General features: G+C 39.3%; 15 protein-coding genes. 6 read left to right on the top strand and 9 right to left on the bottom strand.

The features are described 5' to 3' along the window. Window positions 1–3: 3 nt before the first annotated feature. Entirely contained in the window at window positions 4–1,395 is a 1,392-nt protein-coding gene (locus tag HJC33_RS10915; RefSeq protein ID WP_171658860.1) for a sugar porter family MFS transporter, read from the top strand. A gap of 278 nt (window positions 1,396–1,673) precedes the next feature. On the opposite strand, the gene HJC33_RS10910 is transcribed toward HJC33_RS10915, so the two are convergent. The 6 genes from HJC33_RS10910 to HJC33_RS10885 form a co-directional block, all read right to left on the bottom strand. Then, window positions 1,674–2,300, bottom strand: coding sequence for a hypothetical protein (locus HJC33_RS10910; protein WP_171658859.1), 627 nt, complete (start codon window positions 2,298–2,300; stop codon window positions 1,674–1,676). Window positions 2,301–2,346: 46 nt separating this feature from the next. Next, window positions 2,347–2,646, bottom strand: a complete 300-nt coding sequence (locus HJC33_RS10905; RefSeq protein WP_171658858.1) for an HPF/RaiA family ribosome-associated protein — start codon at window positions 2,644–2,646, stop codon at window positions 2,347–2,349. 67 nt (window positions 2,647–2,713) lie between these two features. After that, window positions 2,714–4,030 carry an ATP-dependent 6-phosphofructokinase gene (locus tag HJC33_RS10900; RefSeq protein WP_171658857.1) on the bottom strand — a complete coding sequence of 439 codons (1,317 nt, stop codon included), beginning with the start codon at window positions 4,028–4,030 and terminating at the stop codon, window positions 2,714–2,716. Window positions 4,031–4,043: 13 nt separating this feature from the next. Continuing rightward, entirely contained in the window at window positions 4,044–5,666 is a 1,623-nt protein-coding gene (gene pckA, locus HJC33_RS10895) for a phosphoenolpyruvate carboxykinase (ATP) (protein ID WP_171658856.1), read from the bottom strand. Window positions 5,667–5,686: 20 nt separating this feature from the next. After that, entirely contained in the window at window positions 5,687–7,525 is a 1,839-nt protein-coding gene (locus HJC33_RS10890) for an SLC13 family permease (RefSeq protein ID WP_171658855.1), read from the bottom strand. A gap of 24 nt (window positions 7,526–7,549) precedes the next feature. Next, window positions 7,550–8,341 (bottom strand): universal stress protein, encoded by a 792-nt coding sequence (locus HJC33_RS10885; protein WP_171658854.1) that lies wholly within the window; start codon window positions 8,339–8,341, stop codon window positions 7,550–7,552. A 191-nt stretch (window positions 8,342–8,532) separates the two neighbouring features. Between HJC33_RS10885 and HJC33_RS10880 the strand changes: the two genes are divergently transcribed. The 3 genes from HJC33_RS10880 to HJC33_RS10870 all read left to right on the top strand — a co-directional run bounded on the left by HJC33_RS10880 (window position 8,533) and on the right by HJC33_RS10870 (window position 11,150). Then, window positions 8,533–9,492 (top strand): ROK family protein, encoded by a 960-nt coding sequence (locus HJC33_RS10880; protein WP_171658853.1) that lies wholly within the window; start codon window positions 8,533–8,535, stop codon window positions 9,490–9,492. Window positions 9,493–9,612: 120 nt separating this feature from the next. Next, complete coding sequence (locus HJC33_RS10875) at window positions 9,613–10,326, top strand: DUF2490 domain-containing protein (RefSeq protein WP_171658852.1); 714 nt, start codon at window positions 9,613–9,615, stop codon at window positions 10,324–10,326. 98 nt (window positions 10,327–10,424) lie between these two features. Beyond that, the gene (locus HJC33_RS10870; protein WP_171658851.1) at window positions 10,425–11,150 is read left to right on the top strand and encodes an energy transducer TonB; all 726 of its coding nucleotides are present in this window, start codon (window positions 10,425–10,427) and stop codon (window positions 11,148–11,150) included. Between the two features lie 55 nt (window positions 11,151–11,205). Here HJC33_RS10870 and HJC33_RS10865 read toward each other — a convergent pair whose 3' ends face one another. Both HJC33_RS10865 and HJC33_RS10860 read right to left on the bottom strand, forming a co-directional pair. After that, the gene (locus HJC33_RS10865) at window positions 11,206–12,399 is read right to left on the bottom strand and encodes a succinylglutamate desuccinylase/aspartoacylase family protein (protein WP_171658850.1); all 1,194 of its coding nucleotides are present in this window, start codon (window positions 12,397–12,399) and stop codon (window positions 11,206–11,208) included. A gap of 2 nt (window positions 12,400–12,401) precedes the next feature. Continuing rightward, window positions 12,402–14,249 (bottom strand): glutamate-cysteine ligase family protein, encoded by a 1,848-nt coding sequence (locus HJC33_RS10860; protein ID WP_171658849.1) that lies wholly within the window; start codon window positions 14,247–14,249, stop codon window positions 12,402–12,404. A gap of 162 nt (window positions 14,250–14,411) precedes the next feature. Here HJC33_RS10860 and hemN point away from each other — a divergent pair, with 162 nt between their 5' ends. Together hemN and HJC33_RS10850 are read left to right on the top strand one after the other, a co-directional pair. Next, window positions 14,412–15,770 carry an oxygen-independent coproporphyrinogen III oxidase gene (gene hemN / locus HJC33_RS10855; RefSeq protein WP_171658848.1) on the top strand — a complete coding sequence of 453 codons (1,359 nt, stop codon included), beginning with the start codon at window positions 14,412–14,414 and terminating at the stop codon, window positions 15,768–15,770. 17 nt (window positions 15,771–15,787) lie between these two features. Next, the gene (locus HJC33_RS10850) at window positions 15,788–16,609 is read left to right on the top strand and encodes a universal stress protein (RefSeq protein WP_171658847.1); all 822 of its coding nucleotides are present in this window, start codon (window positions 15,788–15,790) and stop codon (window positions 16,607–16,609) included. Window positions 16,610–16,695: 86 nt separating this feature from the next. Here the strand turns inward: HJC33_RS10850 and HJC33_RS10845 are convergent, their stop codons facing one another. Beyond that, window positions 16,696–17,967: an acetyl-CoA hydrolase/transferase family protein gene (locus HJC33_RS10845; protein ID WP_171658846.1), complete on the bottom strand. Its 1,272-nt coding sequence runs from the start codon at window positions 17,965–17,967 to the stop codon at window positions 16,696–16,698. Window positions 17,968–18,018 lie beyond the last annotated feature (51 nt).

Raw genomic sequence — 18,018 nt, 5'->3', positions numbered from 1 at the left:
CAAATGAACAACCGTATTTTTAAGATTTCAATTGCCGCGGCTCTTGCCGGATTTTTATTTGGATTTGACACTGTCGTTATTAGTGGAGCCAATCAACCGATCAAAGAAATTTGGGACACCAATTGGTTTTTGGGAGATTCCATTTTCACCTTCCATGGTATTTTTATCATGTCCATGGCTCTTTGGGGTACCGTTTTAGGATCGCTTTTTGGAGGCATACCCTGTGACCGATTGGGAAGGAAAAAAACACTTTTTTGGATTGGTATACTCTATTTTATTTCCGCAATTGGCTCTGCATTAGCTCCGGAAGCCTACAGTTTTTCCTTTTTTAGATTTATTGGTGGGATTGGAGTTGGCGCATCATCCGTGGCAGCGCCTATCTATATTTCTGAAATTTCAACAGCCGAAAACCGAGGTAGGCTTACGGCCCTATATCAATTCAATATTGTTTTTGGAATTCTGATAGCCTTCATTTCCAACTATCTTATCGGAATTATTTTCGATGCCAATATATCTTGGCGTTGGATGTTGGGCATTGAAGGACTGCCAGCACTAATCTATACTTTGTTGGTTCTGAGAATTCCGAACAGTCCAAGATGGCTTTTGTTGAAAGAAAAGGAAGATGCTGTGGTCATCAAATCTTTGACCTTGCTTGGCATTGAAAGCGACAAAGCATCGGTACATCTTTCAAAAATAAAAGTAACATTGTTTGAAACTGCCGAAAAGCACAAGGAAAAATTGTTTTCTGGCAAGTACAACAAACCTCTCATTTTAGCCTTTTTGATTGCCTTTTTTAATCAAGTATCAGGAATTAATTTTGTATTGTACTACGCCCCAGAGATTTTAGAACGTGCGGGTTTGGCTTCTGGAGAGTCCCTGTTTAGTTCAATTTCCATTGGAATCATCAACTTAATATTCACTTTTGTGGGCATAGCCCTTATCGACAAGTTAGGACGAAAACAACTCATGTACATTGGTTCTATAGGCTATATTTTGAGTCTGGGCATGGTGGGTTGGTGTTTCTACTCTGGCGCAAGCTCTGTTTTGCTTTTGATTTTCATCTTAGTGTTTATCGCCTCCCATGCTGTTGGGCAAGGTTCTGTGATATGGGTGTTCATTTCAGAGATATTCCCCAACAAGGTACGCTCTTATGGACAGTCTTGGGGTACGGGAACCCATTGGGTTTTCGCCGCGCTGATTACATTGCTCACTCCTACTTTTTTAGATTCAGAAATTGGTATTTTCAAAGAAAACCCATGGCCTATTTTTATATTCTTTTCAGCCATGATGGTGCTTCAACTTCTATGGGTAATCTTTATGATGCCAGAAACCAAAGGAAAGAGTTTGGAAGAACTGGGGGAATTATTGAGTTCCAAAAAACGTAAAACGGATTAAGATACCGCATATACCAAAAATCCGTCCTTTAATCGAATAACAAACAAGGGGTTAAGCTCAGTCCTTGAATAATTCCGTACATTGGAAAAAATTACACTATTATGTCTAATGAAATTTCTTTTGGCAATAAGCTAATGGTGGCCTTTTTGCGCTTTATGGTCTTTGTGCTGGTTCTTATTCTGATCGCAATACCTCTTTGTATTGTATTGGATCTTCTCGGAATTATTAAATAAGGTTCTTTGGCTAAATAATCAGTGAATTGATATCTGATTAGCATTCTAAAAAATGACATCTTGCTCCGCCATGGAGTTTGTGATAAGTTTGATATAGTCATCTATGGCCTTATCTACATTCGCAGGCTCTGACACATCAATATTACCTCTCCAGATAAGCTCTCTTTCTTTGCCAATACAGATGCAATAAAGCGAAGTCTCTGCATTGTAAACATTAAAAGTTTCGTAATACTCAGGGTCGTAATAAATATCTTGATGTTCCAGATAGTCTGAACTAAACTGGGTGAAAATTGCATCAATATTGTTCATTCTTTCCCTGAAGGTCCTCTTGTTTTCCGTGCCAACAATTTTTGTAAAAAGAATGGCATCAAAACCCTTGTCCAATAATTGTTGCTCCACATTGTTAAGTTCTTCTTCTGATTTTTCAGAAGATGTAAACTCTACATCAAATAGATCAATGCTGCGCATGGCCTCAACATCCTCCCAATTCAACTTCTCCACAAGACGAGTTTCAAACTCAATCCTAGCGTTCTCATCCTGTGTCATTCCCACTACCAACACCTTATAGGCATCAAACAATACTACGTCAGGATTCTTCCATGTACTAACCAATTTGGTGGAAGAACAACCTACAAGCAGCAGTAAAAGAATAAATGCGAATTTCGATTTCATTTGAAGAAAATTAATGGTTCATGCGCAGCTGTTTGACCTACACTATTTAATGAGTGGCAAACGCTCCCTGACGTTTTTCCAATTGACGTTTCAATTCATCAATGGTCTCGGCCAAAGCCTTCTCAAAATCATTTGTTTTTGCCTTGGCAAAAAGTCGCGGTCCAGGAGCACTAAGTTCAATTTCACACACCTTGTTTTCGCCTGTCCTGTCATTTTCAAGTTTAAAAAGCACATTGGCCTTAATGATCCAACTATATTTCTCTTCCAACTTGTTGAGCTTTTTCATCAAGATTTGACTTAATGATACACTGGTCTTCATTTTTTGATATTGAACATGTACTTCCATGATATTTGTTTTACTTTTATTCAAAGCTAAATCAGGAAAAAAAGAAATTAAATGACAAATGTCATTATTAGCCCAAGAAAAAGGGCTGTCCGGTACTTTGAAGCACAGAAAACCAAAATTCCCCTTCCAAATCAATTTTCTTTCTTTTCTTGGTCACCTCAGAAATAGGCACGTACACAAATTGATTGTTGACCTTACAGGCCATGAATTTCGTTTTCCCGGCCATAGCTCCATGCACGGCATGATAGGCCAATCTGCTACAGTACACACTATCCCCTGAGTTGGCAGGAGCACTTCTTACAATATAACTGGGATCTATATATTTTATGGTAATTGGAATATCTGAAAAATGTTCTTCTATTTTTTCTTTTAAGAAAAGTCCAATATCAGAATGCTTAATATTTCCAGAAGCATCTTTTACACTACTTTTCTCTTGAAAAAGATGTTGCCCGGCTCCTTCAGCCACTACAATCAAAGCATGCTTTTTACGCTCCAACCGGCGTTCCAATGCCTTCAAAAAGCCATTTTCACCTTTAAGAGCAAGATCCATTTCTGGAACTAGCACAAAATTGACCACAGGCATGGCCAATGCTGAAGAAGCAGCGATAAATCCACTGTCCCTTCCCATCAACTTTACTATGGCTATACCATTATAAGCCCCAGTAGCTTCGTTATGGGCATCGCGAATAATGGGACTTGCCACATCAAAAGCAGTTTCAAATCCGAAGGATTCGTCAATTAGGTCAATATCATTATCAATGGTCTTTGGAATACCGACCACACTAATTTTAGCATTCCTTTTTTTGATTTCCTCTCCGATGGCATTTACCCCTTTCAAAGTACCATCGCCCCCAATACCAAACAACATGTCCACGCTATTCTCTTCCAGAGTATCCACCATCATGGAAACATCTTGACCACCGCGGGACGACCCTAAGAATGTTCCTCCAAATTGGTGTATTTCATTGACCACATCCGGCGTTAATTCAACAAATTTATGGTCCATATCTGTATTAAGACCTTCATATCCATAAGGCACCCCTATGATTCGTTTCACCCCATAGAAGTAATGCAAAGTCATGACCAAGCCTCTTATTACATTGTTGATTCCCGGACATAATCCACCACAAGTAACAATTGCTGCAGTTACATTTTTTGGTTCGAAGAAAATATGTTGTCTAGGTCCAGACTTTTCCAGACACAAAGGTTCTTCTCCAGAGTCAAGGCATTGATTGTATTGATCCAAGGAAAGGTCAAAAACCAATCTGTCCGAATCTCGGACAAAATCAAAAATTTTATCTCCCCTGACAGTACTCAACTGCAGGGGAGATTTGTATTTAGGTTCTCCTAGACTTTCTATTTGAAATCTATTGTTTTTATCCACTTTGATTTATTGATTAAAAGTGATCATCCAAGCCATGGTGAGAATCAATCAGTGGGCCACCATTAAGGATTTCCTCTGATGATTGACTCGCAAACTTGTCAAAATTAATATGAAACGAATGTGCCAATTGAATGGCCTTGCTCACATATGCTCCTTTTTGTAACCAAGTATTCATAGGATCCAATATTTCCGTAGGAACACCTGGGCAATATTTTGGCATATATAAACCAAAGATAGGATGTACATCGTAATCTACCTCATCCATTTTGCCTTCTAAGATTGCAGAAATCATAGCTCTGGTGTACTTTAACTTGATTCTAGAACCCACTCCATAAGGTCCACCACTCCATCCGGTGTTGATCAACCAAACATTTACTCCGGCTTCTTGCATCTTCTTGCTAAGCATTTCTGCATAAACTGCTGGGTGCAACGGCATAAAAGGTTCTCCAAAACAGGCCGAGAATGATGGAACAGGCTCGTTGATACCTGCCTCTGTTCCCGCAACCTTAGCGGTATATCCTGAAATAAAGTGGTATGCAGCTTGACCTGGAGTCAATTTAGATACTGGAGGTAATACTCCAAAAGCATCACATGTTAAGAAAAAGATATTCTTTGGATTTGATGCATAAGACGGTACTTGAATGTTATCAATATGCTCTATTGGATAGCTTACACGTGTATTTTGTGTAATAGAACTATCAAAAAAGTCAACTTCTTTAGTCCCTTCCTTGAAAACAACATTTTCCAACAAAGCTCCTGGACGGATAGCTCTGTAAATGTCTGGTTCTTTTTCTTCTGTCAAATCAATCACCTTGGCGTAACAACCTCCTTCAAAATTGAAGATGGTATTCTCTGCTGTCCAACCATGCTCATCATCACCGATTAATTTTCTTTTTGGGTCTGCAGATAAGGTTGTTTTACCAGTTCCTGACAATCCAAAATAGATTGCCGTGTCCCCTTCTTCCCCAACATTTGCAGAACAGTGCATGGGTAATACGTTCTCTTCTACAGGCAAAAGAAAGTTCAACGCTGTAAAAACACCTTTTTTCATCTCTCCAGGATATTGAGAACCACCTACCAAAGCTATTTTTCTGGTATAGTTCAAAATGGAGAAGTTCCCTGCTATGATTCCAAATTCTTTTGGATTGGGGCACTCATAACCTGGCGCGCACAATACCAACCAATCTTCATCAAAGTCTTCCAATTCTTCAGCTGAAAGTCTCATAAACATATTTTTGACAAAATAATTTGACCAAGGCAACTCGGTAACCGTACGCACATTGGTTCGGTATTTTGGGTCGGCACATACTGCCCCATCACGCACATAAATCTCTTTACCGGAAAGATAGTTCACCACCTCATCATACAATTTGTCAAAATTTTCAGGGGAAATCGGTTTATTAATGCGTCCCCACCAAATTTTATCTTTAGTATAATCATCTTTTACCAGAAAGCGATCTTTGGGTGAACGTCCAGTAAATTTTCCAGTATTAATGGCAAGTGTTCCATTTTCAGATTCTACTCCCATACCTTTTTCAAGAGTAATGCGTTGAAGTTCCTCGGGACTGAGATTCCAATGGGCAGTAACGCCCTTCAGTCCGTATTTGTCTAATGATCGTGTTGTAGTTGCTTCCATAATTTATTGTTTTATTAAGGTTAATAGCCCCATATCCATGGAACAAGAATTAATGTTGCAATGAAGAAAAGAAGGAGTAACGGAGCTCCTACTTTCATGTAATCAATGAATTTATACCCTCCTGCAGCCATCACCATGGCATTGGTGGTGGTACCCACAGGGGTTAAAAAGGCTGTTGATGCACTTATGGCCACTCCAATCATAAAAGGTTTAGGGGAAACCCCTAGGTTTGATGAGGCCATTATAGCTATGGGAGCCATCAATACTGCCGTAGCTGAGTTATTTATTGTTTGGCTAAAAGCCGCTGTCAGCAAAAAGACTCCAGCTAAAAGGGCTGTGGGATGGATATTCCCCAGGGTGTTCACCAAACTATTTGCAGCCAATTGTGCCATCCCTGTTTTTTGTAGTGCTAGCCCCATTGGAATCATGGCAGCAATCATCACCACACTGGTCCAACTGATTCCTTTGTAAGCTTTTGTGATAGGAACGCAGCCGCTCAACATCATGATTCCCGCACAAGTGAGTGCCGCAACCGCCCCTGGCAGAATTTTAAATACCAGAAGCACTATCATCAATAGTAAAGTGCCCAAGGCGATATAGCTTTTTGGAGTGAGTTCATCTACATTTTTTGCCAATACCTCCGGACTACCAGAAATCACTACGTTTTCATACATGTCCGTCAAAGCCTCAATATTTTCCCATTGGCCTCGTATTACAAATGCATCTCCTGCTTCAATTTTTATTTTGCCCGTTAATGGTCTATTTTTCCTTGAAGCAGCTAATAGCTGAACTCCAGCCTGACTTAGGTATTGACCCAATGCTATGGTTCTCCCCACAAAAACAGATTTAGGGGTGATGATCATTTCGGCCATGCCAACCTCTTGATTGATCAACTCTTTCTTGAGCATATCTCTTTGTGGTTGTAATGGAATGACACCCAGGTGATATTTCAACACCAGCCTATCAACATCTTTTGCCTCACCTTTTACGGTTATGATATCGTGATATCGCATCTCAGTATCGGGGTCGGGCATTTCCACAAATTGAGGTACTCGTTGTTGTAACGGACTTGGGTGCCTTCTCTTCAGTCGCATCACAGACACGTTGTGAGTTCCTTCAAAGTCCCAATCGCCAATTTTGGTATTGATCAACTCTGATCGGGACCGAATACGTAATCGGTATAGATTGTCCCCTATACTGTAGTTTTCAATCCACTTGTGCATTTCTTCATCAATGGCCATAGGCCTATTTTTCGTCCTTCTGCTTGGCAACAATTTATGCCCCCAGTACCTGAAATAAAGAATGGAAATCACAAGCAACGGCAATCCTATCAATCCAAATTCAAAAAAGGAAAAACCTTCAAAACCCTGTTCCACCAAGGCATTACTTACTATAATATTGGGAGGGGTTCCCGTCAATGTCAATAACCCTCCTGTGTTGGATCCAAAAGCCACTGGAATGAGCAGTTTGGAAGGAAGAGTTCCTGCACTCCACGCAGCAGTAACAGATACAGGTAAGAGTGCAGCTACTGTACCCGTATTGCTTACCACCCCGGAAAGCAAACTAGAACCTAGGGTTACTATGACCAGTAGTTTAGGGGCACTTTTCTTGGCCCATCTTACAAAACACTGTCCGGCTACGGCAGTCCAACCAGTTCTTGAAAGACCTTCTCCAATAATGAACAAGGCAGCAATCATAATCACCGTAGGATTGCTAAAGCCTGTCAAGGTTTCCGAAAGATTTAAAACTCCAGTGAGAAAAAGTGATAACATTGCCATAAGGGCAACAACGTCTGGCGGAAATTTTCCCCAAACAAAGAGGGCAATGGTAACACCCAGAATTATTAGCAGTGGCAGCATGCTTTATCTATTTGGGTTGATTGATTAGTCCAAGGTTAAAATCGGAACCTCTGAATGCAAGGTCAACAGTTGGGTCAACCGTCCTTCAGATGGAGTGCTTTTTTCTGCATGGTTTCTTGGAATTATGGTCAAGAGATCAATCTTTTTTTCATTGACATATTCCAAAATACCTTCTTCTACATCCTGATTCTTACTGAAGGAGTGTTCCACATAAAAATGCTCCAGATAGTATTCCAATAAATGCTCTGTACTATCAACAATAGATTCCTCAGCATATACAGATTCCTTATAAATGGTCAACACATGTACTCTGGAGTTAAACAGTCTGGCCACTTGCAAAAGCATGCTCAAAACCTCTTTATCCTCAATTTCCTCCTTGCCAATAACCAAGGCAATATCCTTGGGTTCTTTAATCTCGTATCCGTATGGCACTGAAATCACTGGACAATTGGCCTCTAACACCAATTTAGATGTATTAGTAATGGCCTCATCGGTTACCATATCTCCCATTGTACCCATAATGACCAAATCGATATCTTGCTGTTTTCTAACAGTAAGAATGGTCTCATTTACATTACCTGTGGTGGTAATAAGAGTTGGGTCTGTTTTCACCTTATTTGAGAAAGATGCAATGACTTTTGCAAAATCCATTTTCAGCATATTCACTTCGGATTCTACAGTGGGCATTGTTGCCACATAAAGGGCCAGAATATCAATTGATCTATTGGGCCCTACAAAGTTGATTGCATATTGCAAAGCATTTACTGATGCTTCGGAAAAATCAAAAGGGACTAAAATTTTATTAATGTTACTCATACCTATTTACAAATTAGTTTGTTAAACTTGACGACTCAAAATTAGAACTGGACCTCAACCTAAAATATGACGGAAATCAGTTTTTGGTCTTTTCCCAATCGTTTAAGAAATTATCCTTCTTTTTTAAGTCCATGAATTTCACTTTATGGTTATCTTTAAAAAGCATAAATCAAACACAGAGGATCGGTAAAATGGACATTGTAATTGGAGTGGATATAGGCGGCACCAAGACCAAAATTGGATTGGTAGACCAAAGTGGAACATGTCATGTGAAGAACTTCTTTAGAACTAGGGAATTTCCAGAATTGGATTTGTATCTGGACAAAATCAAAAGTACTTCCGATGAGCTTATAGAAAGTATGGGGCAAGACGTAAAAATTCTAGGCTGCGGTATTGGAGCGCCCAATGCTTCCAGCAAAAATGGCACCATTGAAAATGCCAGTAACCTGCTCTGGAAGGGAACCGTTCCTATCTTGGAAAAACTGAACCAAAGAATGGGTATGCCCATGCGAATCATGAACGATGCCAGTGCAGCTGCATTGGGGGAAATGCTTTTTGGCGGAGCTAAAGGTATGACCGATTTCATAGCAATTACCTTAGGAACAGGTTTTGGCGCAGGTATTGTGGCCAACGGGCAATTAATAGATGGCTTTGATGGCTTTGCCGGCGAACTTGGACATGTGGATATGACCATGGGTGATGGCAGACTCACTGGGCTTGGTGTCCGCGGTGGATTGGAGGCCTACGTATCTGCAACAGGACTAAAACGCACCATTATGTATATGTTGAGTAAATACATAGTTGATAGTAAGTTCCGAAAGATTGCCTACAGTGACCTTCACGGGGAAGATATTACCAAAGCAGCTGAGGAAGGGGATGTAATTGCACTAAAGGCATTTGATTATACTGCTAAAATTATGGCCCAAGCCTTGGCCAACTTTACTGCTTTTACCCAGCCAGAAGCTTTTATTCTTATGGGGGGGCTCACCAATAGTGGCAAATGGATATTGGAACCACTGGAAACCTATTTTAATGAATTCTTGCTGGAAGTTTATAAAGGGAAAGTGAAAATTCTCCAGTCTGGCATGCAAGGAAAAACAGCGGCAATTTGTGGCGCTGCTGCATTAATCTGGGAAAAACAGAACCATTAGACCTATTACAGCGCAAATCTTACACTTTTTCCATTAAAATTTTTCCATAAATGACAAGCGTCATGTTTTTTCAAAAGTATTGGAGCAAAACTTTGTACTTAACCAACAGAAGCCACAGCTATGAGGTATACAAAGCGTTATTGCATTTTGCTTTTGTTCTTAATATTCCTCACAAATTTTCCATCTGAAGTTTATGGACAACTTGAAAACGAAAAACACACGGGTACCTGGATGGTTTTTTCGGGGAACACCAAAATTCATGAAAACTGGCGCATCCCAACAATAGGAATCCTGACCCATCAGGATATGCTTGAAAATTATAACTTTTCTTTTTTTAGAACTGGCATCTCATACCAAGCAAGTAAATCATCTACACTAACAGGAGGTGTTGCCTTTCTAAATTCCAGTTCGTATTCTGAAGAAAACATTGTAAAGAATTCTTCGCAAATATGGTTTTATGGTGAATATACATTTAAAACAAAGCTTGGAGAAGACATTCTTGCCCAACGAGTACGTCTGGAGAACCGTAGAAAAATACATTCCGAAAATCCCAATGTCAACAATCGACTTCGGTACAGGTTGCAATACGTAAAACCCATCAACTCTAAAACTTACCTGAGGTCCTTCAATGAACTCTTTTTACATCTGGAAGGCACAGCTTTTGATCAAAACCGATTATATATAGGTATGGGGCAAAAACTATCGAAATCCTTAAAAATGGACATCGGTTATTTAAAAAGGTTCTTTAAAAACTCCAATGAAGGGATGGTGCGAATGGAGCTTACTTTCAATGTTGATCTGACCAAAAACGACCTAGCCCTAAATCCAGATTAGAAGTCTTAAAATTTTAGATTGAAATCCATAACATGATGATTATCATGTTTTTTCATCTACTACATAACTAATTTTATTTCAATAAAAGAAGATAAGTCATGAAACCCAAAAAGAATCCCAATGTAGACGTAGGCAGGAATAGTAGCCTATATTTTATGATAGGCCTTACTTTAGTTTTATTCGTTACCTGGCAGTCATTTGAACTGAAAACTTACGAAGAGGAATCTTACGTATCTGAAGCTCTAGAAGTGACTGATAACCTTGATGAAGAAGTTCCAATAACAGAAATGCTGAGGACTCCGCCACCACCACCGCCACCATCCGCTCCAGATGTGATAGAAATTGTGGAAGATGTAGAGGACGTGGAAGAAACTGTTATTGAAAGTACCGAGAGTAGCCAAGATGTATATGTTGAAGACGCAATTGTGAGGGTGGATGATGTTGAAGTAGAAGAAGTAGAGGAAGAAGTGATTGTGCCCTTTGCCATAATAGAACATGTTCCTGTATTTCCAGGTTGTGAAATCTACGAATCACAAGCAGAACGTAAAAAATGTTTTAATGAGAAGGTACAAGAGCATGTTAGAAATAATTTCAAATATCCATCTGCTGCTCTTGAAATGGGTGTCTCTGGAAAGGTATTTGTGCAATTCGTAATCGATTCCAAAGGAAGAGTAACTGAAATCAAAAAAAGAGGGCCAGACAGACTTTTAGAGGATGAAGCCGTAAGAATCATATCTGTACTTCCAAAGGTAAAACCAGGAATTCAACGTGGTAAACCCGTTAAAGTTAAATACAGCATTCCAATACATTTTGTAATGAAGTAGGATACAACCAAATTCATTCAATAGGCCCAGAACAATGTTCTGGGCCTATTTTTTATTAAAACCACTTTGCATTAGCATAATCTTTGGTTTTGGAAACTGTTTCCCTGCTCTTTACCACTAAATGTGTACTCCCTGCCTGTCTGGCACGGTAGCCCAATAAATGAAAAAATGACTTGGCTAAAAATCTAGCAATCCTTTGATCGACCAACATGGCATCCTTTTTAATGGATTTCCATGAGACCCCGGGCAACTTCACCAGTAAATGATCCACCTTAAACCTTCGTAATCTTTTAGAAAACCAAAGCAGAAAATTGGGAATAGGTCTAATAAAATAAAACCCCTCATTGCCTTGATCTTGGTAAAGGGGCATAAAAATTTGCCTTTTCCCCCTGGCTGTTAATATTTCACCATTGCTTAGGGCAATTTCAACCCCTTTTTGTATTTCCTGAAAATTGACAAATCCGGGCAACATTTTAAAATCCCGTCTAGAGGTAATCTCAAACTGAAAATAGATTTCATAGAAACGTTGAGAGACCGAGCTGGACCTCAACACTTCATTCCTAAATAAATCCCTCTCATATTTAGTACTGGGAATTGCTCCCGTAAGCACTAATGAATAACGGATGAAATCCATACAGTTTTTAATGGCCTTGATATCATCATGCCTTCCACTTTCATAACCAAGGGAAACGTAGCCCAATTCATTGATATAACTTAAAAGGGCACCTTCCAAATATTCTTCTATCCCCAAAATAGTGGGCAAAGGATAGTTTGATGCATATTTCCTGTTCAGCAAACTATCATTCAACACGATAAAAGGTGAAGTATCACTTGAAGTAGTGTGCAAATCCATAAAATAAAAAGGTGGACGACCATTTTTTACTATATCGGAAAGTACTCCGTGGAGATCCAACAGCTCCTTTTCTTCAATTGAACAATTGGTCTTCTCTTGTATTTTTTTTATCCGCTCTGGAAACCATATTCGATTTAAATCCTCTTTTTGAAATCGCACACCGCGCTCCAATGCCTTCAAATTTCCAGCTATTGCGAAGATTTCACCTTGTATGGAAGTTTCCTTGATTTTCAACTCTTGAAGTACATGTTTCAAAGCAAAAATTCCAGCAGGTTCATTGCCATGTATCCCCGCAAAAAATACTACCGTAGGACCGTTGTCATTTCCTTTCAAATAATCAATGATTCGTTCAACTTCCAATGTTTCGGAAAGGGCATTGCTGTATACTTTGGACATACTTAAAAATCAACTTTACTTACGATACCGACTAAATTAGATCCCGAGCACACGGGCAAACACCCTATTTGATAATCTTGCATTAGTTTTTTTGCTGTGGTTATTTTTGTTCTGGGTCTAACGGTGACTACTTTTTTTATCATGATATCTGATACTCGTACATCATGGTTGTTCTTTATTTTTCCTATGTCATCAATGTGACTCCATGTGAGCAGACCAACAAGTTCTCCTTGGGTATTTTCCACTGGCAAATGGTGAATATTGTTCCATCTCATAATAGCGGTGGCCAAATTGGCAAAATCGTCTTCCCGAAGCTTTAACAATTTTGTGGCCATGATTTGCCCTACCCACTCAAAAGACTCCTTTATTTCTTCTGTCTTAATAATAGAGGGCCATTCGTGAACCGGTAAATTGGTTTGCTGGTTAGTATACATGACTTTTGTCATCTGTACCAGAGCAGTGTCAGATTTCATTTGCTTCTTCAACTGTCTGTAATTTTTCACTTGCCATTCAGCTCCAGAACTCTTTTTGGTCCTTGCTTCAATTATTCCCAATAACCTATTGATGTCTTTTGAGTCAACACCATGTTTTTGAAGTCCATCATAGGCAATTGGAAGGAGCTCTTCCAGAATAAGTTTTTTCAAAGGCCTAGCTTTACCTAACCAAGAAAATATGGTCTTTCTACCATTAATGGCAGCTCTAATAAAATTGAGTTTTGCTTCTCTAAAGTCCATGATTTGGGATAGGTCATCATATTTTTCAGGTCTTCCTCTCATCAGCCCCACCCAAAAAGCAAAATTGGCCATTTCATCAATTACAGACGGCCCTGATGGAATGTACCTGTTTTCAATACGGAGATGAGGTTTCCCATTTCCCACACCATAACAAGGTCTGTTCCAGCGGTACACCGTTCCGTTGAATAAATTCAAGGCCTCCAGCTTGGGAATTGCTCCATTTTCCAAAAGTTTTAAGGAATTATGCGCAATGGGTTTGGTCAACATTATGCTATGAGTGGAGATATCTTCCTTGAAAATATCTGCAACAGTTCCTGTTTGCCAATGCTGTCCAAAACCAACACGAGGGACTTGTTCTTTTAAAGCATTAATCCATTTTCGGGTATCTAGACTTTGTTGAAAAAGTGCTATACGGGTCTCTTTCCACAATTCCCTCCCCATGAGGTAAGGGGAGTTGCAAGAAACTCCCAATACTGGCCCAGCAATGGCCTGCGCCCAATTATAACTTTTGATGAAATCCTCAGGATGTATCTGGAGGTGAAGTTGAAAACTGGTGTTGCAAGCTTCAAAAAGTACGGAGTCGTGATGAAGGGATAGTTCATCGACACCCTGAATTTTAATCCTAAAATCATCTCCTCGCCATGTTTTCAATACTTCATTGATCTTATAATATCTTGGTATTGGAGTCATATAATCCATACCCATTTCGGCTTTGCTAATAGTTGGAAGAATTCCCGTAAGTAAAATTTTCAATCCTAATTCCCCAGCCTTTGTTTTGGCATCATTCAATAAAGAATACAATTGTTTTTCAACATTGCTAAAACAATCTGCATCCAATATAAATGGGTCTAAATTGGCTTCAAGATTGTAACTGGCCAATTCTGTGGTAAAATGGGAATCCTTTATTGCTTCAATAAGTGCCAATGATTGGCCTGCAGGCCTAAATTCTTCATCTATCAAACACATTTCCTGTTCGGCTCCAATTCGCACAATATCATTTTCAATAAGTTCTTGTTTGAGCAGAATTTCCAAGGCCTTAATATCATCAATAAGGTTTTGAACGAACGCCATACGCTCTTTTACATCGAACTTACTTTTTGTGATACGCTCACCCATACATCAAGGAGATTGTTGTATTCCAGATAATTATAAAACTACAAAGCCCTAAAAGTTTAAAATATGATAGTTGTCATAAAGGATACGGGCGCGAACTGATAATTATCATGTTTTTATCGTAGACACAGGGCTAATTTTGGATTGAAAAGGTATGTAGTGATTATGTGTGATCTTGTACAAAAATATAATGTGCCCGGGCCTAGATATACCAGTTATCCAACGGTCCCCTATTGGGATTTAAACAGTTTTTCTGGGAAGCAATGGAAGTCTTCCGTTTTAAAAGCTTATAAGGAAAGTAAAGGTGAAGGGATAAGTCTATACATACACCTTCCCTTTTGTGAAAGCATGTGTACTTTCTGTGGATGCCATAAACGTATTACCAAAAGACATGAATTGGAACTTCCGTACATTAAATCTGTTCTTAAGGAATGGAAGCTGTATTGTAATCTTTTGGAATCCAGACCAATTATAAAAGAATTGCATTTAGGTGGTGGAACACCTACTTTTTTCTCCCCCGAACATTTAAAATTACTTATTCAAGGTATTTTAGATTATGGAAAAAAGGCAGAGAATCCAGAGTTCAGTTTTGAAGGACATCCCAACAACACTACCAAAGCACATCTTCAAGCGCTTTATGATGTAGGATTTAGAAGGGTCTGCTATGGTGTTCAAGATTACAATGAAAAAGTCCAAAAGGCCATAAATCGTGTACAACCGTTTGAGAATGTAAAAAAAGTAACCAATTGGGCCAGGGAAATAGGTTATACTTCGGTTGGCCATGATATAATTTATGGTTTGCCCTTCCAAACTATTTCCAATGTGGAAGAAACCCTTCAAAAAACCAATGCCCTTAGGCCAGATAGAATAGCTTTTTACAGTTATGCCCATGTGCCTTGGTTAAAAGGAAATGGACAGCGAGGTTATAAAGACATCGACCTTCCTACATCCCAAGAGAAAAAGCAACAATACGAGCTGGGCAAAAAGAAACTTGTTGGTTTTGGATACCAAGATGTTGGGATGGACCACTTTGCACTGCCCACCGACAAGCTTTCAGAAGCATTAGCCCAAGGGACACTGCATAGAAATTTTATGGGCTACACTGCCAGTAAAACCAAACTAATGATTGGCTTGGGTGTTTCCAGTATAAGCGATAGTTGGTATGGATTTGCCCAAAATGTCAAGAATTTGGAAGAATACGAGCATTTGGTATCGCAAGGGATACTTCCCATTTTTAGAGGACATATTCTTACTGCAGAAGATCAATTGATAAGAAAACACATTCTAAACATTATGTGCCAGTTTGAGACTTCTTGGGAAAAAGGAGAGACCAGTATCGCCGATTTCCAAAGAATTATTGAAAACCTTTCCGAAATGGAGTCAGATGGATTGGTAGAAGTAGATGCCAATCGCATTAGAGTAACTGAAAAGGGAAGACCATACGTGCGGAACATCAGTATGGCTTTTGATTTAAAATTACATCGAAAAAAACCTGAAACCCGAATATTTTCCATGACTGTTTAACCTTAAAAAATGAAAAAATGAAAAGTATTATTGTACCTATAGATTTTTCGGAGCAATCTGAAAATGCCCTTAAAGTAGCAGCCTCAATGGCAAAAGCACATGATGCAGAGCTTTATGTCCTCCATATGCTGGAACTTTCTCCTGCCATTATGAGCGAATCAGGCTATGTTTCACAAGAACAAGTAGTTCATCTACTGAAAATTGGAGAAAAACGATTTGCTGAGTTTTTGGACAAACCTTATTTGAGCGGGATTAAAATCACCCCAATCATCAAACATTACAAAGTGTTTAGTGAGGTCAATGAAATTGCCGAGAAGCATAACGCGGACTTGGTTATCATGGGATCTCATGGCACAGATGGTCTTCAAGAAATTTTCATTGGATCTAATACAGAACGTGTAGTTCGAAATTCTGATATTCCTGTTTTGGTCATCAAAGGAAAAATAGACAACTTTCAACCAAAACATTTTGTATTTGCTTGCGATTTCCAAGAAGAAAATGTACCCGCTTTCAAAAAGGCCATTGAAATGACCAAGTTATTGAAAGCTGAATTCCATCCGGTTTATGTAAATACTCCTGGGGATGAATTCTTGAGCAGCAAGGACGCTTATGAAAAAATCTCCAAATTCTTGCACAGTGCCAATGCAGGATTAGAAGTTGAGATCTATAATGATTATACGGTAGAAAAAGGGGTACTCAATTACAGCGATACCATTAGTGCCGACCTCATTGGAATTCCCACCCATGGAAGAAAAGGATTGTCCCATTTCTTTATGGGCAGCATTGGGGAAGATATTGCAAATCATTCCGAAGCTCCGGTGATAACATTTAAAATTTAATTGATTGCGTTTTTGATTGGTTTAATGCAATGAAAAAGAAGGGAGGCCATTTTGACCTCCCTTTTTTTATTATGAAGAAAATAAGTCTACACCTTTAAAAATCTTTCATAAGCCGCCCTCTCCAGCTCTTCACGATGGTCCGGGTGTGCAATGGATATTAAAGCCTTTGCACGTTGCTTAAGGTTTTTCCCAAAGAGGTCGACAACGCCATGCTCAGTTACCACATAATGCATATGCGCCCGTGTTGTGGTCACCCCAGCACCTGTCTGCAAGAAAGGAGTGATTTTTGAAATGCCTTTATGGGTTGTGGAAGACATAGCTATAATTGGTTTACCTCCTTCGGATAAAGATGCTCCCCGGATGAAATCCATTTGCCCACCAACTCCGGAAAACTGACGACTACCAATGGTATCTGCACAAACTTGCCCCGTCAAATCAATTTCAATGGCACTATTTATTGCAGTAACTTTAGGGTTACGTCTAATTTTAGCTGTATCGTTTGTATATGCAGCTTCCCTAAAGTCACAAACTGGATTATCATCAATAAAGTCATATAGCTTACGTGAACCTACAGCAAAACAGCTCACAATTTTACCTTGCTTCACTGATTTTTCCTCTCCCGTAATAACTCCACTTTCAATTAAAGGAAGCACCCCATCTGAAAACATTTCGGTATGTATGCCCAACCTTTTATGATTGGATAAATTGGAAAGTGCTGCATTAGGGATATTTCCAATACCCATCTGTAGTGTAGCCCCGTCTTCAATCAAAGAAGCTACATTCTTTCCAATTTCATATTCCAATGGGGATATTTCTGTAGGCTCATGCTCATGAATGGGGTGTTCCACTTCAATGGCACAATCTATCTGTTTGATATGGATGATACCATCACCATGCGTACGTGGCACATAAGGATTGATTTGAGCCACTACTTTTTTTGCTGTTTCAATGGCAGGCAAGGCCACATCTACCGAGACCCCAAGAGAACAATATCCATGTTTATCTGGTGGGGAAACTTGGATGAAGGCAACATCAAGAGGTAAAATGTTCCTTCGGAACAGCAAATGAATCTCACTTAAAAAGATTGGAATATAATCCCCAGAACGAGTATTTACAAAGCGCCTAACATTACCTCCAACAAAACATGAGTTCAAGGTAAATGTATTGCTATAAGGCTCTCTGGTATATTTGGCATCTCCCTCCGTATGAATTGAAATGATTTCTACATTCTCGAGCTCTTCGTGCCTGTCGCATAAGGCATCGATAAGTTCGTTTGGGGTCATGGCCGCACCCTGGAAAAAAACTCGGTCTCCGGATTTTATGCCTGATACTGCTTCTTCTACTGTGGTTATTCTCATGTTTTCTTGGCTAATCTTTATGTATAAAAATAAAAAGGACCATCATTGTTG

Source organism: Flagellimonas amphidinii, from assembly GCF_013090115.1.
GTDB classification, from domain to species: Bacteria; Bacteroidota; Bacteroidia; order Flavobacteriales; family Flavobacteriaceae; genus Flagellimonas; species Flagellimonas amphidinii.
The sequence above is the reverse complement of the archived record's forward strand: the minus strand, read 5'-3'. Positions and strand labels throughout refer to the sequence as shown.